We start from the raw sequence: 19,255 nt of genomic DNA, 5'->3' as shown, positions 1-19,255 counted from the left end.
CGGGCGGCCTGTTATAGTTCAGGAACCACCATTACAACCGCGCAAGGGATCAGCCGTATGAATCCGTTCCGTAGCCTGGCCGCCGTGCTGGCGCTGGCCCTGACGATGCAGGTCCTGCCGGCGCAGGCACAGCAGGCCCAGGGTGACGTCACCGAATATCAGACCGCCGACCAGGCGTTCGGTGAAGCCCAGGCTCCCGCCGCCTTTTCCATGATCGGCGATCTGCTGATCGCGCGACCGCTGCTGATCGCCGCCACCGTGATCGGTGCGGGCGCCTTCGTGGTCAGTCTGCCGTTCACCGCCGCCGGCGGTAACATCGGCAAGGCCGGCAAGGCGCTGGTGGTCGAGCCGGGCAAGGCGGCCTTCGTGCGCTGCCTGGGCTGCACCCAGAGCGGGTACGGGCGTACCGAATAGGCCCTGGCGCCAGGCCAGGTCGCTTAGGCCTGGCCGCTGATCTTCAGATACTTGTCGTGCAGCTGATCCTTGGTCTCGACATGGTTCTCGTCGAGGGGGATGCAGTCCACTGGGCAGACCTGCTGGCACTGAGGTTCGTCGTAGTGGCCTACGCACTCGGTGCACAGGTTCGGATCGATCACATAGATCTCCGCACCCTGGGAGATGGCGCCGTTCGGGCACTCGGGCTCGCACACGTCGCAGTTGATGCAATCGTCGGTAATGATGAGGGACATCGTCGGCTCCACGCCGCGCGAACGCGCAGCGATCCAAAAGTCAGGCGCGCATTTTGCCCCATCCGCGCGCCGGCTGCACCCGACAGTCCTTGGGGTTAATCAGCTGCCCGGGGCAAAACGCTCCAGCAGCGCCTGATGCACGGTGGGATGGACGAACTTGGTCACGTCGCCACCGAGCGCCGCGATCTCCCGCACCAGGGTGGAGGACAGGTAGGAATAGTGCTCCGACGGGGTCAGGAACATGCTTTCCGCCTGGGGCGCGAGCACCCGGTTCATGTTGGCCAGCTGGAATTCGAATTCGAAATCCGACACGGCGCGCAGGCCGCGCAGGATGATGGTCGCCTGCTGCTGCTCCACCAGGGTGGCCAGCAGGCAGCTGAAGCCGATCACCTCGACGTTGGGCAGGTGCGCGGTCACCGCCTTGGCCAGCTCGACCCGGCGCTCCAGCGGAAACAGCGGATTCTTCTTGGGGCTGGCCGCCACCGCCACCACGACTTCGTCGAACAGCCGCGAGGCGCGCTCCACCAGATCGCCATGGCCCTTGGTGATGGGGTCGAAGGTGCCGGGGTATAGCACTCGGTTCATGACGCTGTCCTGGGGGCGAAGCTGTTGGGGCTTGGATGGTAGCTCAGGGGCGGAGTGAGGCCAAGGCGACAGCCGCCGGGATCGCTGACCCGTGGGCGTTTATCGGCCGGATGGCGCTGCCCGCTGGCTGACCAGCCAGTCGGGGATGCGTCTTTCCAGATAGTAGTCCGGATCGCGGAAGGCACCGCCGACGAAACCCACGTGGCCGCCGTGGGGCAGGCGCTCGAACAGGGTGTCGGGCGCCAGTTCGGCGCGGGCGGGCAGGGCGTCGGTGCCGATGAAGGGATCGTCCTCGGCCTGGATCAGCAGGGTGGGAATGCGGATTCCCCCCAGGTAGTAGCGGCTGGAGGCCTGGCGGTAATAGTCCCGGGCGTCGCGAAAGCCGTGCAGGGGCGCGGTGTAGCGGTCGTCGAAGTCCCAGAAGGTCTTGAGCCCCTCGGGCGGCCCCAGGCGCGCGAGGATCTCGTGCTGCTCGGGGTGGCGCTCGCGGTCGAACAGCGCCTGCTTGTCGCGCACGTAGCGCGCCAGTTCGCGGATGAAGTGCCGCTGGTAGATGCGCGAGAAGCCGAGGCCGATGCGATCGGCGCAGAGGTCCAGGCGAAAGGGCACCGAGACCGCGGCTGCGGCGGTGAGACCACTGTCCGCGCCGCGCTCACCGAGATACTTGAGCAGCACATTGCCACCGAGGGAAAAGCCCACCGCATGCAGTGGCGCCTCCGGACGACTGGCCTGCAGATGGCGCACCACTGCCGCCAGGTCTTCGCTGACGCCGGAGTGATAGCCGCGCGGCAGGCGGTTGGGTTCGCCGGAGCAGCCGCGCCAGTTGAGGCCGACGCTGGCCCAGCCGCGGGCGGCGAGGGCGAACTGCAGGCCGAGTACGTAGTGGGAGCCGGAGCTGCCGGTCAGGCCGTGGGCGATCAGCACCAGCGGCGCACGCGGATCCTCGGCGTGGTACCAGTCCAGATCGAGGAAGTCGCCATCCTCCAGCCACAGCCGCTCCCGCGGCCGGGTGATGGGTGGCAGGCGGCGCCACAGCGAGCCCCAAAGGGTCTGCAGGTGCGGGCCGGGCAGCCAGCGCGCCGGGCGAAAGGGTGCGCTGTTCACGCCTGGCGGCGCCAGAGGGCGTAGTGGACGTTGCCGGTCTTCTTCTCGCGGTGCAGCTGCCAGGTCGCGGGCAGGGCCAGGCGCGAGGGCTGGGTCTCGCTCTCGGTGTAGATCCAGGCGTCCGCGGCCAGCCAGCCCTGGGCTTCCAGAGCCGCGCAGGCCGGCTCCAGCAGGTCCTTGGCAAAGGGTGGGTCGAGAAACACCAGGTCGAAGGGCGTCTCCGCCGGCTTGGCCAGGGCCTGCAGGGCGTCGGTCTGGCGCACCTCGGCGTGGGCGCAGCCGAGGGCCTGCAGATGGCCGCGCAGGGCATTGGCGGCCTGGGCATTGAGGTCGAAGGCCAGCGCCGGGCCGGCGCCGCGGGACAGGGCTTCCAGCAGCAGGGCGCCGCTGCCGGCGAAGGGATCCAGCACCCGTGCGCCCGGGGTGACGGCGGCCAGCCAGTTGAACAGGGTCTCGCGGACCCGGTCCGGGGTGGGTCTCAGGCCCAGGGCATCGGGAAAGACGAAGCGCCGGCTGCGCCAGTCGCCACCGATGATGCGTAGTTGGTTGGCAGTCTTCTGGGCCATGCTAGTGCTCCGGAACGCCGCTGGGCGGCAGGTTGGGAAGAGGGCGGGATGGCGGCAGCGGCTGCTGGGCGACCCGTGGGCCGGCGCTGACCACGACGAACTTTTCCGGGTCCAGATGGCGCCGCAGGGCGACATGCACCTGTTCCACCGTGAGGCGACGGACCTGCTGGAGGAAGTCGTCCAGGTAGCTGCTGGGCAGGTCGTAGAAGCCGATGTTGCCCAGTTGGGCGACGATGGCGCCGTTGCTGGCGTTGGCCAGCGGGAAGCTGCCTTCGATCTGCCGCTTGGCGCGGTCCAGTTCGGCCTGGGTGGGGCCCTGGGCCAGGTAGTCGCGCAGCAGTTCGCGGACCAGCGCCAGGGTGGCATCGCCCAGTTCGGCGCGGGTCTGCAGGCCGATGGTGAAGGGACCGGGCTGACGCATGGGGGTGAAGCCCGAGCTGACGCCGTAGGTGAGACCACGGCGTTCGCGCAACTCGGTCATCAGCCGACTGCCGAAGCCGCCGCCACCGAGGATCTGGTTGCCGACGAAGAGGGCGGCGTAGTCGGGATCGCGGCGGGTGATGCCGAGTTGGCCGAGCAGCAGACGCGTCTGCTGGGCCGGGACCTCCAGCTGCACCACTGCCGGTGCGGCAGGCGCTGGCACCGGCAGTGGCGGCAGGGCCGGACCGCGGGGCAGGGCGCGCGACAGCCGGGCGGCGATCTGTTCGGCGCGCGTTCGATCCAGGTCGCCAGTGAGGGCGATCACCGCATTGCCGGCGGCATAGGCACGGGCATGGAAGGCCCTGAGGCTGGCCGCATCGAGAGGGGTCACTCCGGCTGCGGTGCCCCGTGGCGAATGGGCATAGGGATGATTGCCGTAGAGGCGCTCCTGCAGCGCTTCGCCGGCCAGGCTGGCCGGTTCGCGGCGGCTGGCGGCGATCAGCGTCAGCAACTGGTCACGGATGCGCTGGATGGCTTCGGTGGGAAAGGTCGGGCGACCGACCACCTCGGCCAGCAGCGCCAGGGCCGGTTCGCTGTGGGCCGGATCGGCGAGGGTGCGCAGTCCGACCACCGCCTGATCACGATAGGCGCCATTGCTGAAATCGGCGCCCAGGCGCTCGAAGCCGTCGGCGATGGCGCCGGCATCGCGTCCCGGGGTGCCTTCGTTGAGCAGGCCGTTGGTCAACATGGCCAGGCCCGGGGTGGCGCCGTCCTGGCTGCTGCCGGCGGCGAAGATCAGGCGCACGTCGAACATCGGCAATTCCGGCGCCGGCACGAACAGCACCTGGGCGCCCTCGGCGGTGCGCCAGCGCTGGATATCCAGCTGGCGACCCAGGGGCGGTGCGTCCTTGAGCGTCCTGAGAGTGTCCACGGCGGGATAGGCGCGCGCCAGGTCGCCGACCGGGGTAGGGGACTGGCAACCGGCGAGCAGGCACAGCGACAGCCAGAACAGCGGCTTCATGGACGATTCTCCGCGGTGACTGCGGGCTTGAGCTGGGCCAGGGTCAGGCGCTCGCGGGTGAAGTAGGTGCGCGCCACCCGGCGCAGGTCGTCGGGGGTGACCCGGCCCAGTTCGTCAAGCAGCCGATCGCCCTGACGCCAGCCGAGGCCGACGCTTTCCAGCTGACCGATGCTGCTGGCCTGGGCGGTGATGGAGTCGCGGCCATAGACCAGCCCGGCCACCAGCAGGGCGCGGACCCGGGCCAGCTCCTCGGTGCTGGGCGGCTCGCGCTTGAGCAGGTCCAGTTGCGCCCAGAAGGCCGCTTCCAGCTGGTCGAGGGTCTTGCCGCGCTGGGTGTTGGGGGTGCCACTGAGCAGGAAGAGGCTGTCGCCACGGGTGTAGGCACCATAGGCGGCGCGCACGCTGCTGGCCACTTCCGCGCCGCGTTCGAGACGGCTGGGCAGGCGCGCCCCCGAACCGCCGCCGAGCAGGGCGGCCAGCAGTTGCAGCGCATAGGCATCGCGCGGCTGGGCGGCGGTGGCCAGGCTGGGCACGTTGAAGCCCATCAGCAGGCTGGGCAGTTCGCGGGCCTGCAGGTCCAGGCGGCGCTCGCCCGGCGCCGGCAGTTCCAGCGGGCGGCGCGGCGCGGGCAGGTCGCTGCGCGGGAGAGTGCCGAACCAGCGCTGCACCTCGGCATGGATCGCCTGGGGGTCGACGTCACCGACCACCACCAGGGTGGCGTTGTTGGGCGCGTACCAGGTCTGGTACCAGCGGCGCAGGTCATCCACGCCGAGGCGCTGCAGGTCCTGGGGCCAGCCGATGGTGGGATTGCGATAGCCGCTGGCCGGGTAGGCGGCGGCCTTGAAGCGCTCGAAGGACAGTGCCTCGGGGCGGTCGTCGGTGCGCAGCCGGCGTTCCTCCTTGATCACCTCCAGCTCGCGACTGACCTCGTCGGGCGCCAGCCGCAGGTGCTGCATGCGATCGGCTTCCAGCTCCAGGGCCACCGGCAGGCGATCACGGGCGAGCAGCTGGTAATAGACGGTGTAGTCGTCGGTGGTGAAGGCATTCTCCTCGGCGCCCAGGTCGCGCAGCAGGTGCGAGGCCTCGCCGGCGTCAAGCTTGCGGCTGCCCTTGAACATCAGGTGTTCCAGGGCATGGGACAAGCCGGTCGCACCGGGCGCCTCCAGGCTCGAACCCACGCGGTACCAGAGTTGCACCACGGCGACCGGCGCCCGGTGATCTTCGCGGACCACCAGCTTGAGGCCGTTGTCGAGGGTGAATTCCTCGGTGTTCTGCCGGCTGGCCGTGGCCAGGGCGAGGGTGGGAAGCAGGCTGAGCAGGACGACCAGGGCGGTCCGACGGGAGCGGGAGGCGGACATCGCGAGAGCAGGCCTTGTAGCGCGGTAGGGGACGAAGCGGCTGCGTCCTGGGGACGGTCGCGCGTTTTTCGCCGACGGGGAGGTCTTCCGCCCGGCAGGCTGCTAGGATACGCATCCCTTTTCCCGACGGCCATGCCTGACGGTCGAGCCCCGCCTGGCGGAGCTCCCGCAGCCGGTTCGTCCGTTCGATACAGAGCCCCGCATGTTTGGATCCGACGACAAGAAGTCTCCCCCCACGGAGAAGAAAGGCCTGTTCGGCTGGTTCCGCAAGAAGACTGCCGAACCCGTAGAGACGCCTGCCGAAGCCCCCGCGCCCGACGCCGAGGAGCGCCTGCCCGCGCCGCTGGCCAGCGAGCCGGTGCAGCACCCGGAGCCGGTGCCCGAACCGCCGGAGGCGATCCCCTCGCTGACCCCGGTGCCGGTCGCCGAAGAGGAGGCGCCGTCGCCGGTGGCGCTCACGGCGCTGGTCGAGCCGCTGGTGGCCGATCCCATCGTGCCGCCGGTCGAGGTCGAGCCGGTGATGGCGCCCGAGGTGGAGCCCGACCCGGTGGCCGTGCCGGTCGCACCGCTGCCCCCGGTTGTGCCGGCGCCTGAGCCTGCTCCCGCCCCGATCGTGCCGGTAGCGCCCCTTGCTCCGGTCCGTTCCGAGCCCGTGGTGGTGGCGCCCGCGCCCGAGCCCGAACCTGCTCCGCCCGCCGTCGCCATCACGCCGACCGAACCCGCCAAGCCGGGCTTCTTCGCCCGCCTGCGCCAGGGCCTGTCCAAGACCAGCGCCAGTCTCGGCGAGGGCATGGCCAGCCTGTTCCTCGGCAAGAAGGCCATCGACGACGACCTGCTCGAAGAGCTGGAGACCCGCCTGCTGACCGCCGACGTCGGCGTCGAGGCCACCGGCGTCATCATGCGCAACCTGACCCAGAAGGTGGCGCGCAAGCAGCTGGCCGACAGTGAGGCGCTCTACCAGGCGCTGCAGCAGGAGCTCACCGAGATGCTGCTGCCGGTGGAACAGCCGCTGGTGATCGATACCTCGCACAAGCCCTACGTCATCCTGGTGGTCGGCGTGAACGGCGCCGGCAAGACCACCACCATCGGCAAGCTGGCCAAGCGGCTGCAGAACGACGGCAAGAAGGTCATGCTGGCGGCCGGCGATACCTTCCGCGCCGCGGCGGTCGAGCAGTTGCAGGTCTGGGGCGAGCGCAACCGCATCCCGGTGATCGCCCAGCACACCGGCGCCGATTCCGCCTCGGTGATCTTCGATGCCGTCCAGGCCGCCAAGGCCCGCGGCATCGATGTGCTGATCGCCGACACCGCCGGCCGGCTGCACACCAAGGACAACCTCATGGAAGAGCTGCGCAAGGTGCGCCGGGTGATCGGCAAGCTGGACGCGGCGGCGCCCCACGAGACCCTGCTGGTGCTGGACGCCGGTACCGGCCAGAACGCCCTCAACCAGGCCAAGCAATTCCACAATGCGGTGCCTCTGACCGGCCTGGCGCTGACCAAGCTCGACGGCACCGCCAAGGGTGGGGTGATCTTCGCCCTGGCCAAGCAGAGCGCCCTGCCGATCCGCTATGTCGGCGTCGGCGAAGGCATCGACGACCTGCGGCCCTTCGAGGCGCGGCCCTTTGTCCAGGCCCTGTTCGCGGAGCGGGGCGTCTCATGATCCAGTTCGACCGCGTCTCCAAGCGCTATCCCAACGGTCACGTCGGCCTGCAGGAACTGAGCTTCCGTGCCGAACGCGGCGAGATCCTCTTCGTCACCGGTCATTCCGGCGCCGGCAAGAGCACCCTGATGCGGCTGATCCTGGCCATGGAAAGGCCCACCGGCGGCAAGCTGACCCTGGCCGGCCAGGACATCTCGCGCATCACCAATGCGCAGATTCCCTTTCTGCGCCGGCAGATCGGCGTGGTCTTCCAGAACCACCAGCTGCTCCATGACCGCACCGTGTTCGACAACGTCGCCCTGCCGCTGCAGATCCTCGGCCTGTCCAAGCCCGAGATCGCCAAGCGCGTCGCCTCTGCGCTGGAGCGGGTCAGCCTCAAGGACAAGCTCGACGACTATCCGGCCGAGCTGTCCACCGGCCAGCAACAGCGGGTCGGCATCGCCCGCGCCGTGGTGCATCGGCCGGCCCTGCTGCTCGCCGACGAACCCACCGGCAACCTCGATCCGCGCCTGGCCTCGGAGATCATGGGCGTCTTCGAGGACATCAACAGTCTCGGCACCACGGTGCTGATCGCCAGCCACGACCATGCGCTCATCGCCCGCCTGCACCATCGCATGCTGACCCTGCAGCGCGGTCGCCTGATCGGTGACGAAGAGGAGAGCCAGTCATGAGTGGCAACGAACTGCCCCGTGGCCAGGAACAGGGCGGCAAACCCCAGCGTCCGCAGCGCCAGGCCCCGCAGAAACCCAAGAGCGACTGGCGCAGTCCGCTGCACGCCTACCTCGAAGCCCACCGCACCGGCCTGAGGGACAGCCTCAGGCGCATGGTGCAGCAGCCCATAGGCACCTTCCTTACCTGCCTGGTGATGGGCATCGCCCTGGCGCTGCCCATGGGCGTGTCGCTGCTGCTGAAGAACGTCGAGCGACTCGGCGGGTCCTGGCAGCGCGCGGCGCAGATCTCGGTGTTTCTCGACTTGCGCACCGGTCAGGACCAGGCCGAGGTGCTGATGAGCCAGATCAAGGTCCTGCCCGATGTGGCCGAGGCGCGCTGGATCAGTCCGGACGATGCCCTGAAGGAGTTGCAGCAGGATGCCGGCCTGGGTGAGGCGCTGCGCGAATTGCCGCAGAATCCGCTGCCCGGCGTCATCGCCGTGACGCCCAGGGAAATCGACAAGAGTCGTCTCGACATGCTGCGCAGCCAGCTGGCCGAGATGAACGGCGTGCAGCAGGTGCAGCTGGACATGCAGTGGGTCGAGCGGCTCACCGCCATCCTCAAGCTCGGCGAGCGCTTCGTTTTCGGCCTGACCGTGGTGCTGGTGATCGCCCTGCTGCTGGTGATCGGCAATACCATCCGCCTGGCCATCGAGAATCGCCGTACCGAGATCGAGGTGGTCAAGCTGGTGGGCGGCACCGACGGCTATGTGCGCCGGCCCTTCCTCTACATGGGCGCGCTGTTCGGCCTGGGCGCCGGCATCGCCGCCTGGGCCCTGCTGGTGTTCGGCCTGAGCTGGCTCAACGCCGCAGTGCTGGATCTGGCCGGCCTCTACGGCAGTGATTTCGCCCTGGGCAGCGTCGCCGTCGAGGACGGGCTGCAGCTGCTGATCGGCGCCGTGCTGCTCGGCTACATCGGCGCCTGGCTGGCGGTTGCCCGCCACCTGCGCGAACTCGCTCCGCGCTGACGAACGGCCGTTTCCGAAACCTGCGGAAACGGTCTAAACCCCTGATGGCACAAGCATTTCACGGTGGTTTTCAGCTGGGGTTAAGGGAACCTCGGCTAGTCTGGCGCTGTCCAAAAAATCAGTGTTAGACTGCCCAGTGCTTAGTGAATCGGAGGATTCGCATGACCACTTCGTTGCAACCTGTTCCCACATTGGTTCCCGGCGCCAGCCTGGAAGCCTATGTGCATTCGGTGAACAGCATTCCGCTGCTCACGCCGGAGCGGGAGCGTGAACTGGCTGAGCGCCTCTTCTACAAGGAAGACGTCGAGGCCGCCCGGCAGTTGGTGCTCGCGCATCTGCGTTTCGTGGTGCATATCGCCAAGAGCTATTCCGGCTATGGTCTGGCCCAGGCCGACCTGGTCCAGGAAGGCAATGTCGGCCTGATGAAGGCCGTGAAGCGCTTCAATCCCGAAATGGGCGTACGCCTGGTGTCCTTTGCCGTGCACTGGATCAAGGCCGAAATCCACGAATTCATCCTGCGCAACTGGCGCATCGTCAAGGTCGCCACCACCAAGGCGCAGCGCAAGTTGTTCTTCAACCTGCGCAGTCAGAAGAAGCGACTGGCCTGGCTGAACAACGACGAGGTCCATCGCGTGGCCGAAACCCTGGGTGTCGAACCCCGGGAAGTGCGCGAGATGGAAAGTCGTCTGACCGGACATGACATGGCCTTCGACCCGGCCAGCGATGCCGATGACGATGCGGCCTATCAGTCGCCGGCCCAGTATCTGGAAGACAGCCGTTACGATCCGGCGCGTCAGCTGGAGGAAGCCGACTGGACCGACAGTTCCACGGCCAATCTGCACGAGGCCTTGGAGCATCTGGACGACCGCAGCCGCGACATTCTCTACCAGCGCTGGCTGGCCGAGGAAAAGGCGACGCTGCACGAGCTGGCGGCCAAGTACAACGTCTCGGCGGAGCGTATCCGTCAGCTGGAAAAGAACGCGATGAACAAGCTCAAGGGCAACATTGCTGCCTGATCCGGTCGCTGACCAAAGACCGCACCTCCGGGTGCGGTTTTTTTATGTCCGAAAATCCTTACCCTGTTGTGGACGGACCCAGCGTATCGCGGCCATGGGTCGCTCCTACAGGGTGTGATGCTTCTGTAGGAGCGGCCCATGGCCGCGATGGAGCATCAAGGCACGACCGCATCAATCAACTTGAGTCGGTAGAGTGGAAAACCGCGCAGCGTTTTCCAGTTGCCTGGCTACCGCCCGGTCATCTGCCTGAGATAGTCGCTACCGCCCAGCTGCCGTTCCTGCTGGCGGATCCAGGCGGCGCGTTCGGCGACGTAGGCGCTGGGGCGACTCGGGCTCCATTCGCGGGGATTGGGCAGCACGGCGGCCAGCAGGCTGGCCTGGCGGTCGGAGAGGTAGGGCGCGCCTATGCCGAAATGGTGACGGGCCGCTGCCTCGGCGCCGAACACGCCGTCGTCCCATTCCACGCTGTTGAGATAGACCTCGAGGATGCGCTGTTTGGACCAGAAGGTTTCCAGCAGCACGGTGAACCAGGCTTCGAAGGCCTTGCGCAGATAGCTGCGGCCGCTCCAGAGAAAGAGGTTCTTGGCGGTCTGCTGGCTGATGGTGCTGGCGCCGCGCAGGGAACCACCGGCTTCGTTGTGGCTGAAGGCCTGGCGGATCGCTGCCATGTCGAAGCCCCAGTGCTCGGCGAAGTGCTGGTCTTCACCGGCGATCACCGCCATCTTGAGATCGTCCGGCAGCTCCTTCCAGGGTCGCCAGTCGCGCTGCAGATCGATGGGCTTGCCGTCGATCCAGGACTCGACCTTGCGCTCCACCATCAGCATGCTGCCCGGCGGCGGCACCCAGCGCAGGATCAGCACCAGAGCGGCGCTGAGGACGGCGAACCAGAGGGCGATACGCAGGAGACGGCGGAGGAGGGTGAGCAGCATCGGCTTGGTCTTTGGCGGTTAGCGGGCCATTATAACCAGCGCTTCTCTTCCATCGCCCGGTAAAACCCATGTTGCGTCTCTTCCTGCTGTTCGCCGCCCTGGCCGGCTTCACCGGTGTCGGACTCGGCGCCTTCGCCGCCCATGGACTCAAGGGCCGACTGACCGCCGACTACCTGGCCGTGTTCCAGACCGGTGTGCTCTATCAGCTCATCCATGCCCTGGCGCTGTTCGGCGTCGCCCTCTTGTCGCTGCACTTCCAGGGGCGCCTGGTGGCCTGGGCCGGTGGCTTTTTCATCGCCGGCATCCTGCTGTTTTCCGGCAGCCTCTATCTGCTGACGCTGACCGGCATCGCGCGGCTGGGCATCATCACTCCCTTCGGCGGGCTGTGCTTTCTCGCCGGCTGGGCGTGCCTGGCCATCCTCGCCTGGCGACTGAGCAGTCTCTGACCGCGCACTGGCCGTCGTTCCCGGCCCAGCGCCGCTGCAATGCACGCCCGACCGGCGTAGAATGCCGGCTCACCCCGTGACGATGCCTTTGCCATGCAGATTCTGTTGAACGGCGAATCCCTTGAATTGCCGGACGGCGCCACCGTCGCCGACCTGCTCGTGCGTCTCGACCTGACCGGGCGGCGGGTAGCGGTGGAACGCAACCTCGACATCGTGCCGCGCAGCCAGCACGCCACCACCGCCCTGGTGGACGGCGACCGGCTGGAAGTGGTCCACGCCATCGGCGGCGGCTAGCCGCGCAAGAGGAATCCAGATGAAAGACACTCCCTTTACCCTGGCCGGGCGCACCTATGAGTCGCGTCTGCTGGTCGGGACCGGCAAGTACCGCGATCTCGAAGAGACCCGCGTGGCCATCGAGGCCTCCGGTGCCGAGATCGTCACCGTGGCGGTGCGTCGCACCAACATCGGCCAGACTCCCGGCGAGCCCAATCTGCTCGACGTGATCTCACCCGAGCGCTACACCATCCTGCCGAACACCGCCGGCTGCTATGACGCGGTGGAAGCGGTGCGCACCTGCCGCCTGGCGCGCGAGCTGCTCGACGGTCACAACCTGGTCAAGCTGGAAGTCCTGGCCGACCAGAAGACCCTGTTCCCCAACGTCATCGAGACCCTCAAGGCCGCCGAGACGCTGGTCGCCGACGGCTTCGACGTCATGGTCTACACCAGTGACGATCCCATCGTCGCCCGCCAGCTGGAGGCCATCGGCTGTATCGCCGTCATGCCACTGGCCGGTCTGATCGGCTCGGGCCTGGGCATCTGCAATCCCTACAACCTGCGCATCATCCTCGAAGAGGCCAAGGTGCCGGTGCTGGTGGATGCCGGGGTGGGTACCGCCTCCGACGCCACCATCGCCATGGAGCTGGGTTGCGAAGCGGTGCTGATGAACAGCGCCATCGCACATGCCCGCGAGCCGGTGCTGATGGCCGAAGCCATGAAGCACGCCATCGTCGCCGGTCGCCTGGCCTATCTGGCCGGGCGCATGCCGCGCAAGCTCTATGCCACGGCCTCCTCGCCGCTGGACGGCCTGGTCAACTAGGACCTGGCGCCCTCCATCACGCGCCCGGCCTCTGCCGGGCGTCTCTTTTTCCCACTATCGATAACGCCATGACCGATCATCAAGACGACCAGACCCCCGACCGCCCCCGGCGCACCATCAAGAGCTTCGTGATGCGCGCCGGCCGCATGACCGAAGGCCAGCAACGCGGTCTCGACCAGGGTTGGCCACGCTTCGGTCTGGAGCTGACCGACGGCCTGCAGGATTTCGACCAGGCGTTCGGCCGCCAGGCGCCGCGCACCTTCGAGATCGGTTTCGGCATGGGCCATTCCACCCTGGAAATGGCCGCCGCCGCGCCCGAGCAGGATTTCATCGGCGTTGAGGTGCATCGCCCGGGCGTGGGCGCGCTGCTCAATGGCGCCATGACCCAGGGCCTGACCAATCTGCGGGTCTACAGCTGCGATGCCCTCGAGGTGCTGCGGCAGTGCGTGGCCGATGCCAGTCTGGACCGGGTGCTGCTGTTCTTTCCCGATCCCTGGCACAAGAGCCGTCACCACAAGCGCCGTATCGTCCAGCCGGCCTTCGCCGAACTGGTCCGGCAGAAGCTCAGGGTCGGCGGGGTGCTGCACATGGCCACCGACTGGCAGGCCTATGCCGAACACATGCTCGAGATCATGAACGCCGCCCCGGGTTACCGTAACCTCGGCGACGCCTCGGGCTATGTGCCGCGCCCCGAGGAAAGACCCATCACCAAGTTCGAACGCCGTGGCGAGCGCCTGGGGCATGGCGTCTGGGATCTCAAGTTCGAACGCCAGAGCTGACCGTGTATCTCTGACGAATCGATCTTGAGCTGCCGACGGGCAATTGGCATGATGGCCAATTGCCCTGCTGTGATGGCGGTTGCAGTCGAATTCACAGAGACACCTGGATGTCAGTCCTCTTCAAGAACGCCAACCGGTCCCGTGCCGCCCTTCGTGAGCGGCGGATTCCATGAGGGATCTGGTCCGTCCCGATTCGCCGACGGCCGAGTTGCACGCCGTACGCCGCTGGCTCGAAGTCGAGCGTAGCGCTCGCCAGCGCACCGAGCGCTCGCTGCACCTCATCGCTTCAGCCTTCGCCCTCTGCCGCGACGCCATGGCCGTGCTGACCGAAAGCGGGCAGATCATCGAAGCCAATGACGCCCTGCGCGCCCTGATGCTCAGTGCGGAGCGCAGTGTCAGCGGCCAGTACCTGTCGCACTACATCAAGTTGCCCGAGGCGGCCATCCGTACCTTCGAGCGCGACGGCTATGCCCTGTGCGAAGCCCAGTTCCACGTCTCCGCCAAGCGGATCACGCCGGTGGAGATCAGTCTGAGTCGCTTCGCCGGCGAGGCGGATCGCGAAGGCTACGTGGTCGCCAGTCTGAGGGACATCACCGAGCGCAAGCGCACCGAACAGGCGCTGGAGCGCATGGCGCTCAGCGACGCCCTGACCCAGTTGCCCAATCGCACCTCCTTCTACCAGGACTTCGAGACGCGCCTGCAGGACCTCGAAGAGACCGGCAACCTCGCGGTGCTGTTCATCGATGTGGACGGCTTCAAGGAGGTCAACGACTCCCTGGGCCATGCTGCCGGTGACGAACTGCTCTGCGCCCTGGTGCGCGAGTTGCGCCAGGTGCTGGGGGCCGGTGAGGTGCTGGCGCGCTGGGGCGGCGATGAGTTCGTCGCCCTGCTGGACGTGAGCGATCGCGATCAGGCCCGTCAGGTCGCCGAGCAACTGGTGCAGGCGGTGGGCCGGCAGCAGTGCATCGCCGGCCACGATATCCGCGTATCGGCCAGCATCGGTCTGAGTCTGGCGCCCGAAGAGGGACTGGATGTGGAGACCCTGCTGCGCAATGCCGATGCCGCCATGTACGCGGCCAAGGCGGCCGGCAAGAGCCGGGTGCGCTGCTACGATCCGCAGCTGACCTGCGAGGCGCGCAGCAAGGTGACCCTGCTGGCCCATCTGCACGGCGCCATCGAGGCGGAGCTCATCACCTTCGTCCTGCAGCCCAAGTTCGATGCCCGCCAGCGCATGGTCAGCGCCGAGTTGCTGGCGCGCTGGAACTGTCCGGGCGTCGGCGCGGTGCCGCCCAACGTCTTCGTCGCCCTGGCCGAGCAGAACGGCATGGCCTCGGCCCTCGGGCGGCTGGCGATCCGCCGCGCGGCCGCATGCGCCCGGGCCCTGCAGGACGCCGGTCTGCAGATCCCGGTGGCAGTCAACATCTCGCCGCTGCAGGTGGCCGATGATGAACTGGCCGAGGTTCTCGCGGCCGCCTGCGCCGAATTCGGCATCGAGCCCAGTGCGCTGGAGCTGGAGGTGACCGAATCGGTATTCCTGCAGCAGGGCACGCCGGAGCGGCGCCTGGCCGCCTTGCGCGAGCAGGGCTTTCGGGTGGCGATGGACGATTTCGGCACCGGCTATTCGTCGCTGGGCTATCTGCACCGCCTGCCCTTCGACACCATCAAGATCGACCGCAGCTTTCTGCTGGCGGTGGACGCCGACGACCGATCCCGGCAGTTGCTGGCCGGCATCGTCAGCCTGTGCCGCGCTCTGGACATGCAGATCGTCGCCGAAGGGGTGGAAACCCAGGCCCAGTTCGAATTGCTCAAGGACCTGGGCGTGGACACCTTCCAGGGCTTCCTGCTGGGTCGCCCGCAATCCCTGGAGTGCCTGCTGGACGGTATCCGCGCCCGCTGCCGCTAGCTACGGCGTTCGGCCAGCACGCCCAGCAGGCAGACGCCGATCAGCAGCACCGGCGCCAGGGCATAGTTGTTGAACTGCGCCAGGCCCTTGACCACCCAGGGGGTCAGGAAGGTCATGGCGGCGCCATAGATGGCCAGGCAGGCCAGGGCGAAGGCCGGTATCCGAACGGCGGTCGGCAGGCTGCCCAGCCGCGCCTGGATGAAGGCGTTGACCTGGCTGCCGAACAGCACCAGCAGGGTGGCGGTGACCGCCAGGGCCACCTCATCCAGGTGGCTGCGGCTCCAGCGGGAGAGGTCGGCGATATGGTCGAGTACGAAGTCCAAGGCAGAGCTCCTCGTCAGTCAGGCAGAAAGGATTGCAAGAGGTCGTTCAGGAACAGCTGGCCGCGGGCGGTGGGGCGCAGCCGCTGTTCATCCTCGGCCAGCAGGCCGGCGCGGCGCGCCGCGGCCAGTGCGGGCGCCAGGCTGTCCAGGGACTGACCGGTCCGCTGCGGATACCAGGCGGCGGGCACCCCGTCCACCAGGCGCAGGGCGTTCATCATGAAATCGAAGGGCAGGTCGGCCGGCGCCAGGGGTTTCGCGCCGGCCTGGAAGGCCTTGGCCGGGTCCAGATAGTCCTTGGGCAGGCGGGTCTTCCAGGTGCGCTGCAGAGTGCCGTCCGGGGCGCTGAGCTTGGCGTGGGCGCCGGCGCCGATGCCGAGGAAGTCGCCGAAGCCCCAGTAGTTGAGATTGTGCCGCGCCTGGCGCCCAGGCTGGGCATAGGCGGAGGTCTCGTACTGGTGGTAACCGGCGGCCGCCAGCCGCGCCTGGCCGGCTTCCTGGATGTCCCAGAGGGTGTCGTCTTCGGGCAGCTCCGGCGGCTGGCTCCAGAACACCGTGTTGGGCTCCATGGTCAGCTGGTACCAGGACAGGTGGGTGGGCGCGAGCGCGATGGCCTGCTCCAGATCGCCGAGGGCATCGGCCACGCTCTGCTCGGGCAGGCCGTGCATCAGGTCCAGGTTGAAATTATCGAAGCCGGCGGCGCGCGCCCGGTCGGCGGCGCGAATGGCTTCATCGCGGCCGTGGATGCGCCCCAGGGCCTTGAGCTTGGCGTCCTGGAAGCTCTGGATGCCGATCGACAGCCGATTGATGCCCAACCCGCGGTAGGCGACGAACTTGGCCTGCTCGAAGGTGCCGGGATTGGCCTCCAGGGTGATCTCGATATCCGGCGCGAAGCTCAGCCGCCGGGCCACGCCATCCAGCAGACGGCCCAGGGCCTCGGCGGAAAACAGACTGGGCGTGCCGCCGCCGAAGAAGATCGAGGTCAGCGGGCGGCCATGGACGTGCGCCAGGTCGTTGTCCAGATCCGCCAGCAGGGCATCGACATACTCGGCCTCCGGCAGGGTCGGGCCGGCCGCATGGGAGTTGAAGTCGCAATAGGGGCACTTGCGCACGCACCAGGGGATATGGATGTAGAGCGCCAGTGGCGGCAGGGCGAACACCTGGGTCACAGGCCGAGCCGTTGCTTGAGCTGGGCCATGGCGCGGGCGCGATGGCTGCGCTGGTTCTTTTCCGCCGGCGCCAGTTCGGCCGCGGAGACCGCTTCGCCATCGGGCTGGAACAGCGGATCGTAGCCGAAGCCATGCTCGCCCTGGGCGGCATGCAGGATGCGCCCGGGCCAAAGGCCCTCGCAGAGGATCGGCAAGGGATCGTCGGCGTGGCGCACCAGGGCCAGCACGCAGACGAACTGGCCGGTACGCTCGGCGTCGGGGACGTCACGCAGCACGTCGAGCAGCTTGGCGTTGTTGGCGGCATCGCCCTTACCGTCGGCGTAGCGGGCGGAATAGATGCCGGGAGCACCGCCGAGGGCATCCACCGCCAGGCCCGAATCGTCGGCCAGGGCCGGCAGACCGGACAGCCGCGCCGCGTTGCGCGCCTTGAGGATGGCGTTCTCGACAAAGGACAGCCCGGTTTCCTCGGGTTCCACCTGGCTGAATTCGCCCACCGAGCGCACCCGCACCCGGTCGCCGAGCATGGCCTGGAGTTCCTTGAGCTTGCCGGCGTTGTGGCTGGCGAGAACCAGTTCGGTAAGGTCGGACATTGGGGACACCGCGTCGCGTTGAGAAGGGCGGCGTATTGTACGCGAAGCCGTGCCCAGGCTGGCTGCGCCGCCCGTGCCTTACGTCATATCGCGACGCGCAGGTCGTGCAGGTGCGGCGCGCTGACCCGGTAGATACCGATCTCGCCGAGCAGGTTTGGCCACAGCTTGCTGGCCCAGCCATGACGATGCAGGCGGTCCACGGCGAGACGATCCAGCACCTGGGCACGCTGTTCGCGGCAGAGGCGTTCGAAGTCCTCGAAGGTGCAGAAGTGGATGTTCGGTGTGTTGTACCAGGTGTAGGGCAGGAAGTCCGAGACCGGCATCCGTCCCCGGCCGCCCAGGTACAGCCGGCAGCGCCAGTGACCGAAGTTGGGAAAGGTGATGATGCACTGGCGACCAACCCTGAGCATCTCCTGGAGGATGCGATCCGGGTACTGCATGGCCTGCAGCGACTGGGTCATGACCACCACGTCGAAGCTGTCGCTGGCGAAGTTGGCCAGGCCGCCGTCGAGATCCTGCTCGATGACGTTGACGTCCTTGAGCAGGCATTCGGCGATCTTGTCCGGGTCGATCTCCAGGCCGTAGCCGGTGACCTGCTTGTGATCGCGCAGCCAGGCGAGCAGCTCGCCGGTGCCGCAACCGAGGTCGAGGACCCGACTGCCGGCGGGGATCCATTCCTGAATGATGTCCAGATCGGCGCGCACGGCAGCTATACCTCGATGCGGGTCATGTAGTGGGAGAAGGCCTGCAGATAGCGCGGGATGGGGATGAGGAAGGCGTCATGCCCCTGGGGCGCGTCCACCTCCAGGTAGCTGACGTCCTTGCGCGCGGCCATCAGGGCGTTGACGATCTCCTTGGAGCGCGCCGGCGAAAAGCGCCAGTCGGTGGTGAAGGAGACGATCAGGAAGCGCGCCTGCACTCCGGCCAGGGTCTTGGCCAGGTCGCCGCCCTGGGCATGGGCCGGATCGAAATAGTCCAGCGCCTTGGTCATCAGCAGGTAGGTGTTGGCGTCGAAGCGGCCGGAGAATTCCTCGCCCTGGTAGCGCAGGTAGCTCTCCACCTGGAATTCGACACTGTGGAAGTCGTAGTTGAGCTGGTCGGTCTTGAGTTCGCGACCGAATTTCTCGCCCATGGCCTCGTCGGACAGGTAGGTGATGTGGCCGACCATGCGCGCCAGCATCAGGCCGCGCTTGGGGATCACGCCCTTTTCCTGGAAGTGGCCGGCGTGGAAATCCGGGTCCGAAAGGATGGCCTGGCGCGCCACCTCGTTGAAGGCGATGTTTTCCGCCGACAGCTTGGGTGCCGAGGCGATGGCCAGGCAGTGGCGGATGCGCTCGGGATAGCTGATGGTCCACTGCAGCGCCTGCATGCCGCCCAGGCTGCCGCCGATCACCGCCGCCCATTGCCCGATACCCAGGCGATCGGCCAGCCGTGCCTGGCTGTTGACCCAGTCCTCCACGGTCAGCACCGGGAAGTCCGCGCCATAGGCCCGACCGGTCTCGGGATTGGGACTGCTGGGGCCGGTGGAGCCGTTGCAGCCGCCCAGGTTGTTGAGGGCGACGACAAAGAACTTGCGGGTGTCGATGGGCTTGCCGGGACCTATGCAGCTATCCCACCAGCCCGGCTTGCGGTCGTCCATGCTGTGGTAGCCGGCCGCGTGGTGATGGCCCGAGAGCGCGTGGCAGATCAGCACGGCGTTGCTGCGACTGGCGTTGAGTTCGCCATAGGTCTCGACCATCAGGTCGTAGGCCGGAAGGGTGCGACCACAGGCCAGGGCCAGGGGCTCGTTGAAGTGCAGCAGCTCGGGGGTGACCAGGCCGACGGAATCTTCGGGAATGACGCTGGGCATTGACGGCTCGTCCGGGGCGGGGCTCGCCAGTCTAAAGAGCACCGCCGGGAGCGGCAAGGGCAGGCGTGGCGCGGCGGCCA

22 protein-coding genes are annotated in these 19,255 nt (G+C 67.7%); 10 read left to right on the top strand and 12 right to left on the bottom strand.

Annotated features, from left to right (window positions below; translation table 11 throughout):
• The first annotated feature begins 57 nt into the window (after positions 1-57).
• Entirely contained in the window at positions 58-414 is a 357-nt protein-coding gene (locus AABM56_RS19735; RefSeq protein ID WP_133861480.1) for a multidrug transporter, read from the top strand.
• 23 nt (positions 415-437) lie between these two features.
• On the opposite strand, the gene AABM56_RS19730 is transcribed toward AABM56_RS19735, so the two are convergent.
• The 6 genes from AABM56_RS19730 to AABM56_RS19705 all read right to left on the bottom strand — a co-directional run bounded on the left by AABM56_RS19730 (position 438) and on the right by AABM56_RS19705 (position 5,743).
• Entirely contained in the window at positions 438-689 is a 252-nt protein-coding gene (locus tag AABM56_RS19730; protein WP_133861479.1) for a YfhL family 4Fe-4S dicluster ferredoxin, read from the bottom strand.
• A gap of 99 nt (positions 690-788) precedes the next feature.
• Positions 789-1,274: a pantetheine-phosphate adenylyltransferase gene (gene coaD / locus AABM56_RS19725; protein ID WP_133861478.1), complete on the bottom strand. Its 486-nt coding sequence runs from the start codon at positions 1,272-1,274 to the stop codon at positions 789-791.
• A gap of 99 nt (positions 1,275-1,373) precedes the next feature.
• Positions 1,374-2,378, bottom strand: a complete 1,005-nt coding sequence (locus AABM56_RS19720) for a hydrolase (protein WP_263259286.1) — start codon at positions 2,376-2,378, stop codon at positions 1,374-1,376.
• Positions 2,375-2,944 carry a 16S rRNA (guanine(966)-N(2))-methyltransferase RsmD gene (gene rsmD, locus AABM56_RS19715; protein ID WP_133861476.1) on the bottom strand — a complete coding sequence of 190 codons (570 nt, stop codon included), beginning with the start codon at positions 2,942-2,944 and terminating at the stop codon, positions 2,375-2,377. Before rsmD ends, AABM56_RS19720 begins: the two co-directional genes overlap by 4 nt.
• A gap of 1 nt (position 2,945) precedes the next feature.
• Positions 2,946-4,385: a pitrilysin family protein gene (locus AABM56_RS19710; RefSeq protein ID WP_133861475.1), complete on the bottom strand. Its 1,440-nt coding sequence runs from the start codon at positions 4,383-4,385 to the stop codon at positions 2,946-2,948.
• Positions 4,382-5,743, bottom strand: coding sequence for a pitrilysin family protein (locus tag AABM56_RS19705; RefSeq protein WP_263259288.1), 1,362 nt, complete (start codon positions 5,741-5,743; stop codon positions 4,382-4,384). The genes AABM56_RS19710 and AABM56_RS19705 overlap by 4 nt, the downstream gene beginning before the upstream one ends.
• A 202-nt stretch (positions 5,744-5,945) precedes the next feature.
• On the opposite strand from AABM56_RS19705, the gene ftsY reads away from it, so the two are divergent.
• The 4 genes from ftsY to rpoH all read left to right on the top strand — a co-directional run bounded on the left by ftsY (position 5,946) and on the right by rpoH (position 10,094).
• On the top strand, positions 5,946-7,400 hold the full coding sequence (gene ftsY / locus AABM56_RS19700; RefSeq protein WP_347883655.1) for a signal recognition particle-docking protein FtsY: 1,455 nt from the start codon (positions 5,946-5,948) through the stop codon (positions 7,398-7,400).
• Positions 7,397-8,071, top strand: coding sequence for a cell division ATP-binding protein FtsE (gene ftsE, locus AABM56_RS19695; protein ID WP_133861472.1), 675 nt, complete (start codon positions 7,397-7,399; stop codon positions 8,069-8,071). Before ftsY ends, ftsE begins: the two co-directional genes overlap by 4 nt.
• Positions 8,068-9,078 carry a permease-like cell division protein FtsX gene (gene ftsX, locus AABM56_RS19690; RefSeq protein ID WP_158893568.1) on the top strand — a complete coding sequence of 337 codons (1,011 nt, stop codon included), beginning with the start codon at positions 8,068-8,070 and terminating at the stop codon, positions 9,076-9,078. The genes ftsE and ftsX overlap by 4 nt, the downstream gene beginning before the upstream one ends.
• Positions 9,079-9,239: 161 nt before the next feature.
• On the top strand, positions 9,240-10,094 hold the full coding sequence (gene rpoH / locus AABM56_RS19685; protein ID WP_064309252.1) for an RNA polymerase sigma factor RpoH: 855 nt from the start codon (positions 9,240-9,242) through the stop codon (positions 10,092-10,094).
• A 227-nt stretch (positions 10,095-10,321) separates the two neighbouring features.
• Here the strand turns inward: rpoH and mtgA are convergent, their stop codons facing one another.
• Positions 10,322-11,023: a monofunctional biosynthetic peptidoglycan transglycosylase gene (gene mtgA / locus AABM56_RS19680; protein WP_133861470.1), complete on the bottom strand. Its 702-nt coding sequence runs from the start codon at positions 11,021-11,023 to the stop codon at positions 10,322-10,324.
• Positions 11,024-11,091: 68 nt separating this feature from the next.
• Between mtgA and AABM56_RS19675 the strand changes: the two genes are divergently transcribed.
• The 5 genes from AABM56_RS19675 to AABM56_RS19655 all read left to right on the top strand — a co-directional run bounded on the left by AABM56_RS19675 (position 11,092) and on the right by AABM56_RS19655 (position 15,247).
• Complete coding sequence (locus tag AABM56_RS19675) at positions 11,092-11,469, top strand: DUF423 domain-containing protein (RefSeq protein ID WP_133861469.1); 378 nt, start codon at positions 11,092-11,094, stop codon at positions 11,467-11,469.
• 93 nt (positions 11,470-11,562) lie between these two features.
• A complete protein-coding gene (thiS, locus tag AABM56_RS19670) occupies positions 11,563-11,763 on the top strand; it encodes a sulfur carrier protein ThiS (RefSeq protein ID WP_017640999.1) in 201 nt (66 codons plus the stop codon).
• Positions 11,764-11,782: 19 nt separating this feature from the next.
• Complete coding sequence (locus tag AABM56_RS19665) at positions 11,783-12,565, top strand: thiazole synthase (RefSeq protein ID WP_133861468.1); 783 nt, start codon at positions 11,783-11,785, stop codon at positions 12,563-12,565.
• A 68-nt stretch (positions 12,566-12,633) separates the two neighbouring features.
• A complete protein-coding gene (trmB, locus tag AABM56_RS19660; protein ID WP_133861467.1) occupies positions 12,634-13,344 on the top strand; it encodes a tRNA (guanosine(46)-N7)-methyltransferase TrmB in 711 nt (236 codons plus the stop codon).
• A gap of 169 nt (positions 13,345-13,513) precedes the next feature.
• Positions 13,514-15,247 (top strand): bifunctional diguanylate cyclase/phosphodiesterase, encoded by a 1,734-nt coding sequence (locus AABM56_RS19655; RefSeq protein WP_133861466.1) that lies wholly within the window; start codon positions 13,514-13,516, stop codon positions 15,245-15,247.
• On the opposite strand, the gene AABM56_RS19650 is transcribed toward AABM56_RS19655, so the two are convergent.
• The 5 genes from AABM56_RS19650 to AABM56_RS19630 all read right to left on the bottom strand — a co-directional run bounded on the left by AABM56_RS19650 (position 15,244) and on the right by AABM56_RS19630 (position 19,175).
• Positions 15,244-15,570, bottom strand: coding sequence for a DUF3392 family protein (locus tag AABM56_RS19650; protein WP_133861465.1), 327 nt, complete (start codon positions 15,568-15,570; stop codon positions 15,244-15,246). The genes AABM56_RS19655 and AABM56_RS19650 overlap by 4 nt on opposite strands.
• A 14-nt stretch (positions 15,571-15,584) precedes the next feature.
• Complete coding sequence (gene hemW, locus AABM56_RS19645) at positions 15,585-16,736, bottom strand: radical SAM family heme chaperone HemW (protein ID WP_133861464.1); 1,152 nt, start codon at positions 16,734-16,736, stop codon at positions 15,585-15,587.
• Positions 16,733-17,326: an RdgB/HAM1 family non-canonical purine NTP pyrophosphatase gene (rdgB, locus tag AABM56_RS19640; RefSeq protein WP_133861463.1), complete on the bottom strand. Its 594-nt coding sequence runs from the start codon at positions 17,324-17,326 to the stop codon at positions 16,733-16,735. The genes hemW and rdgB overlap by 4 nt, the downstream gene beginning before the upstream one ends.
• Before the next feature lie 83 nt (positions 17,327-17,409).
• Positions 17,410-18,030, bottom strand: coding sequence for a methionine biosynthesis protein MetW (gene metW, locus AABM56_RS19635; RefSeq protein WP_133861462.1), 621 nt, complete (start codon positions 18,028-18,030; stop codon positions 17,410-17,412).
• A gap of 5 nt (positions 18,031-18,035) precedes the next feature.
• Positions 18,036-19,175 carry a homoserine O-acetyltransferase gene (locus AABM56_RS19630; RefSeq protein WP_133861461.1) on the bottom strand — a complete coding sequence of 380 codons (1,140 nt, stop codon included), beginning with the start codon at positions 19,173-19,175 and terminating at the stop codon, positions 18,036-18,038.
• Between the last annotated feature and the right edge of the window lie 80 nt (positions 19,176-19,255).

The sequence above is a fragment of the Pseudomonas aestiva genome, from assembly GCF_039908605.1.
Taxonomy (GTDB): domain Bacteria; phylum Pseudomonadota; class Gammaproteobacteria; order Pseudomonadales; family Pseudomonadaceae; genus Chryseomonas; species Chryseomonas aestiva.
Note: the sequence above shows the minus strand (reverse complement) of the source record. Positions and strands in the feature narration are given on the sequence as shown.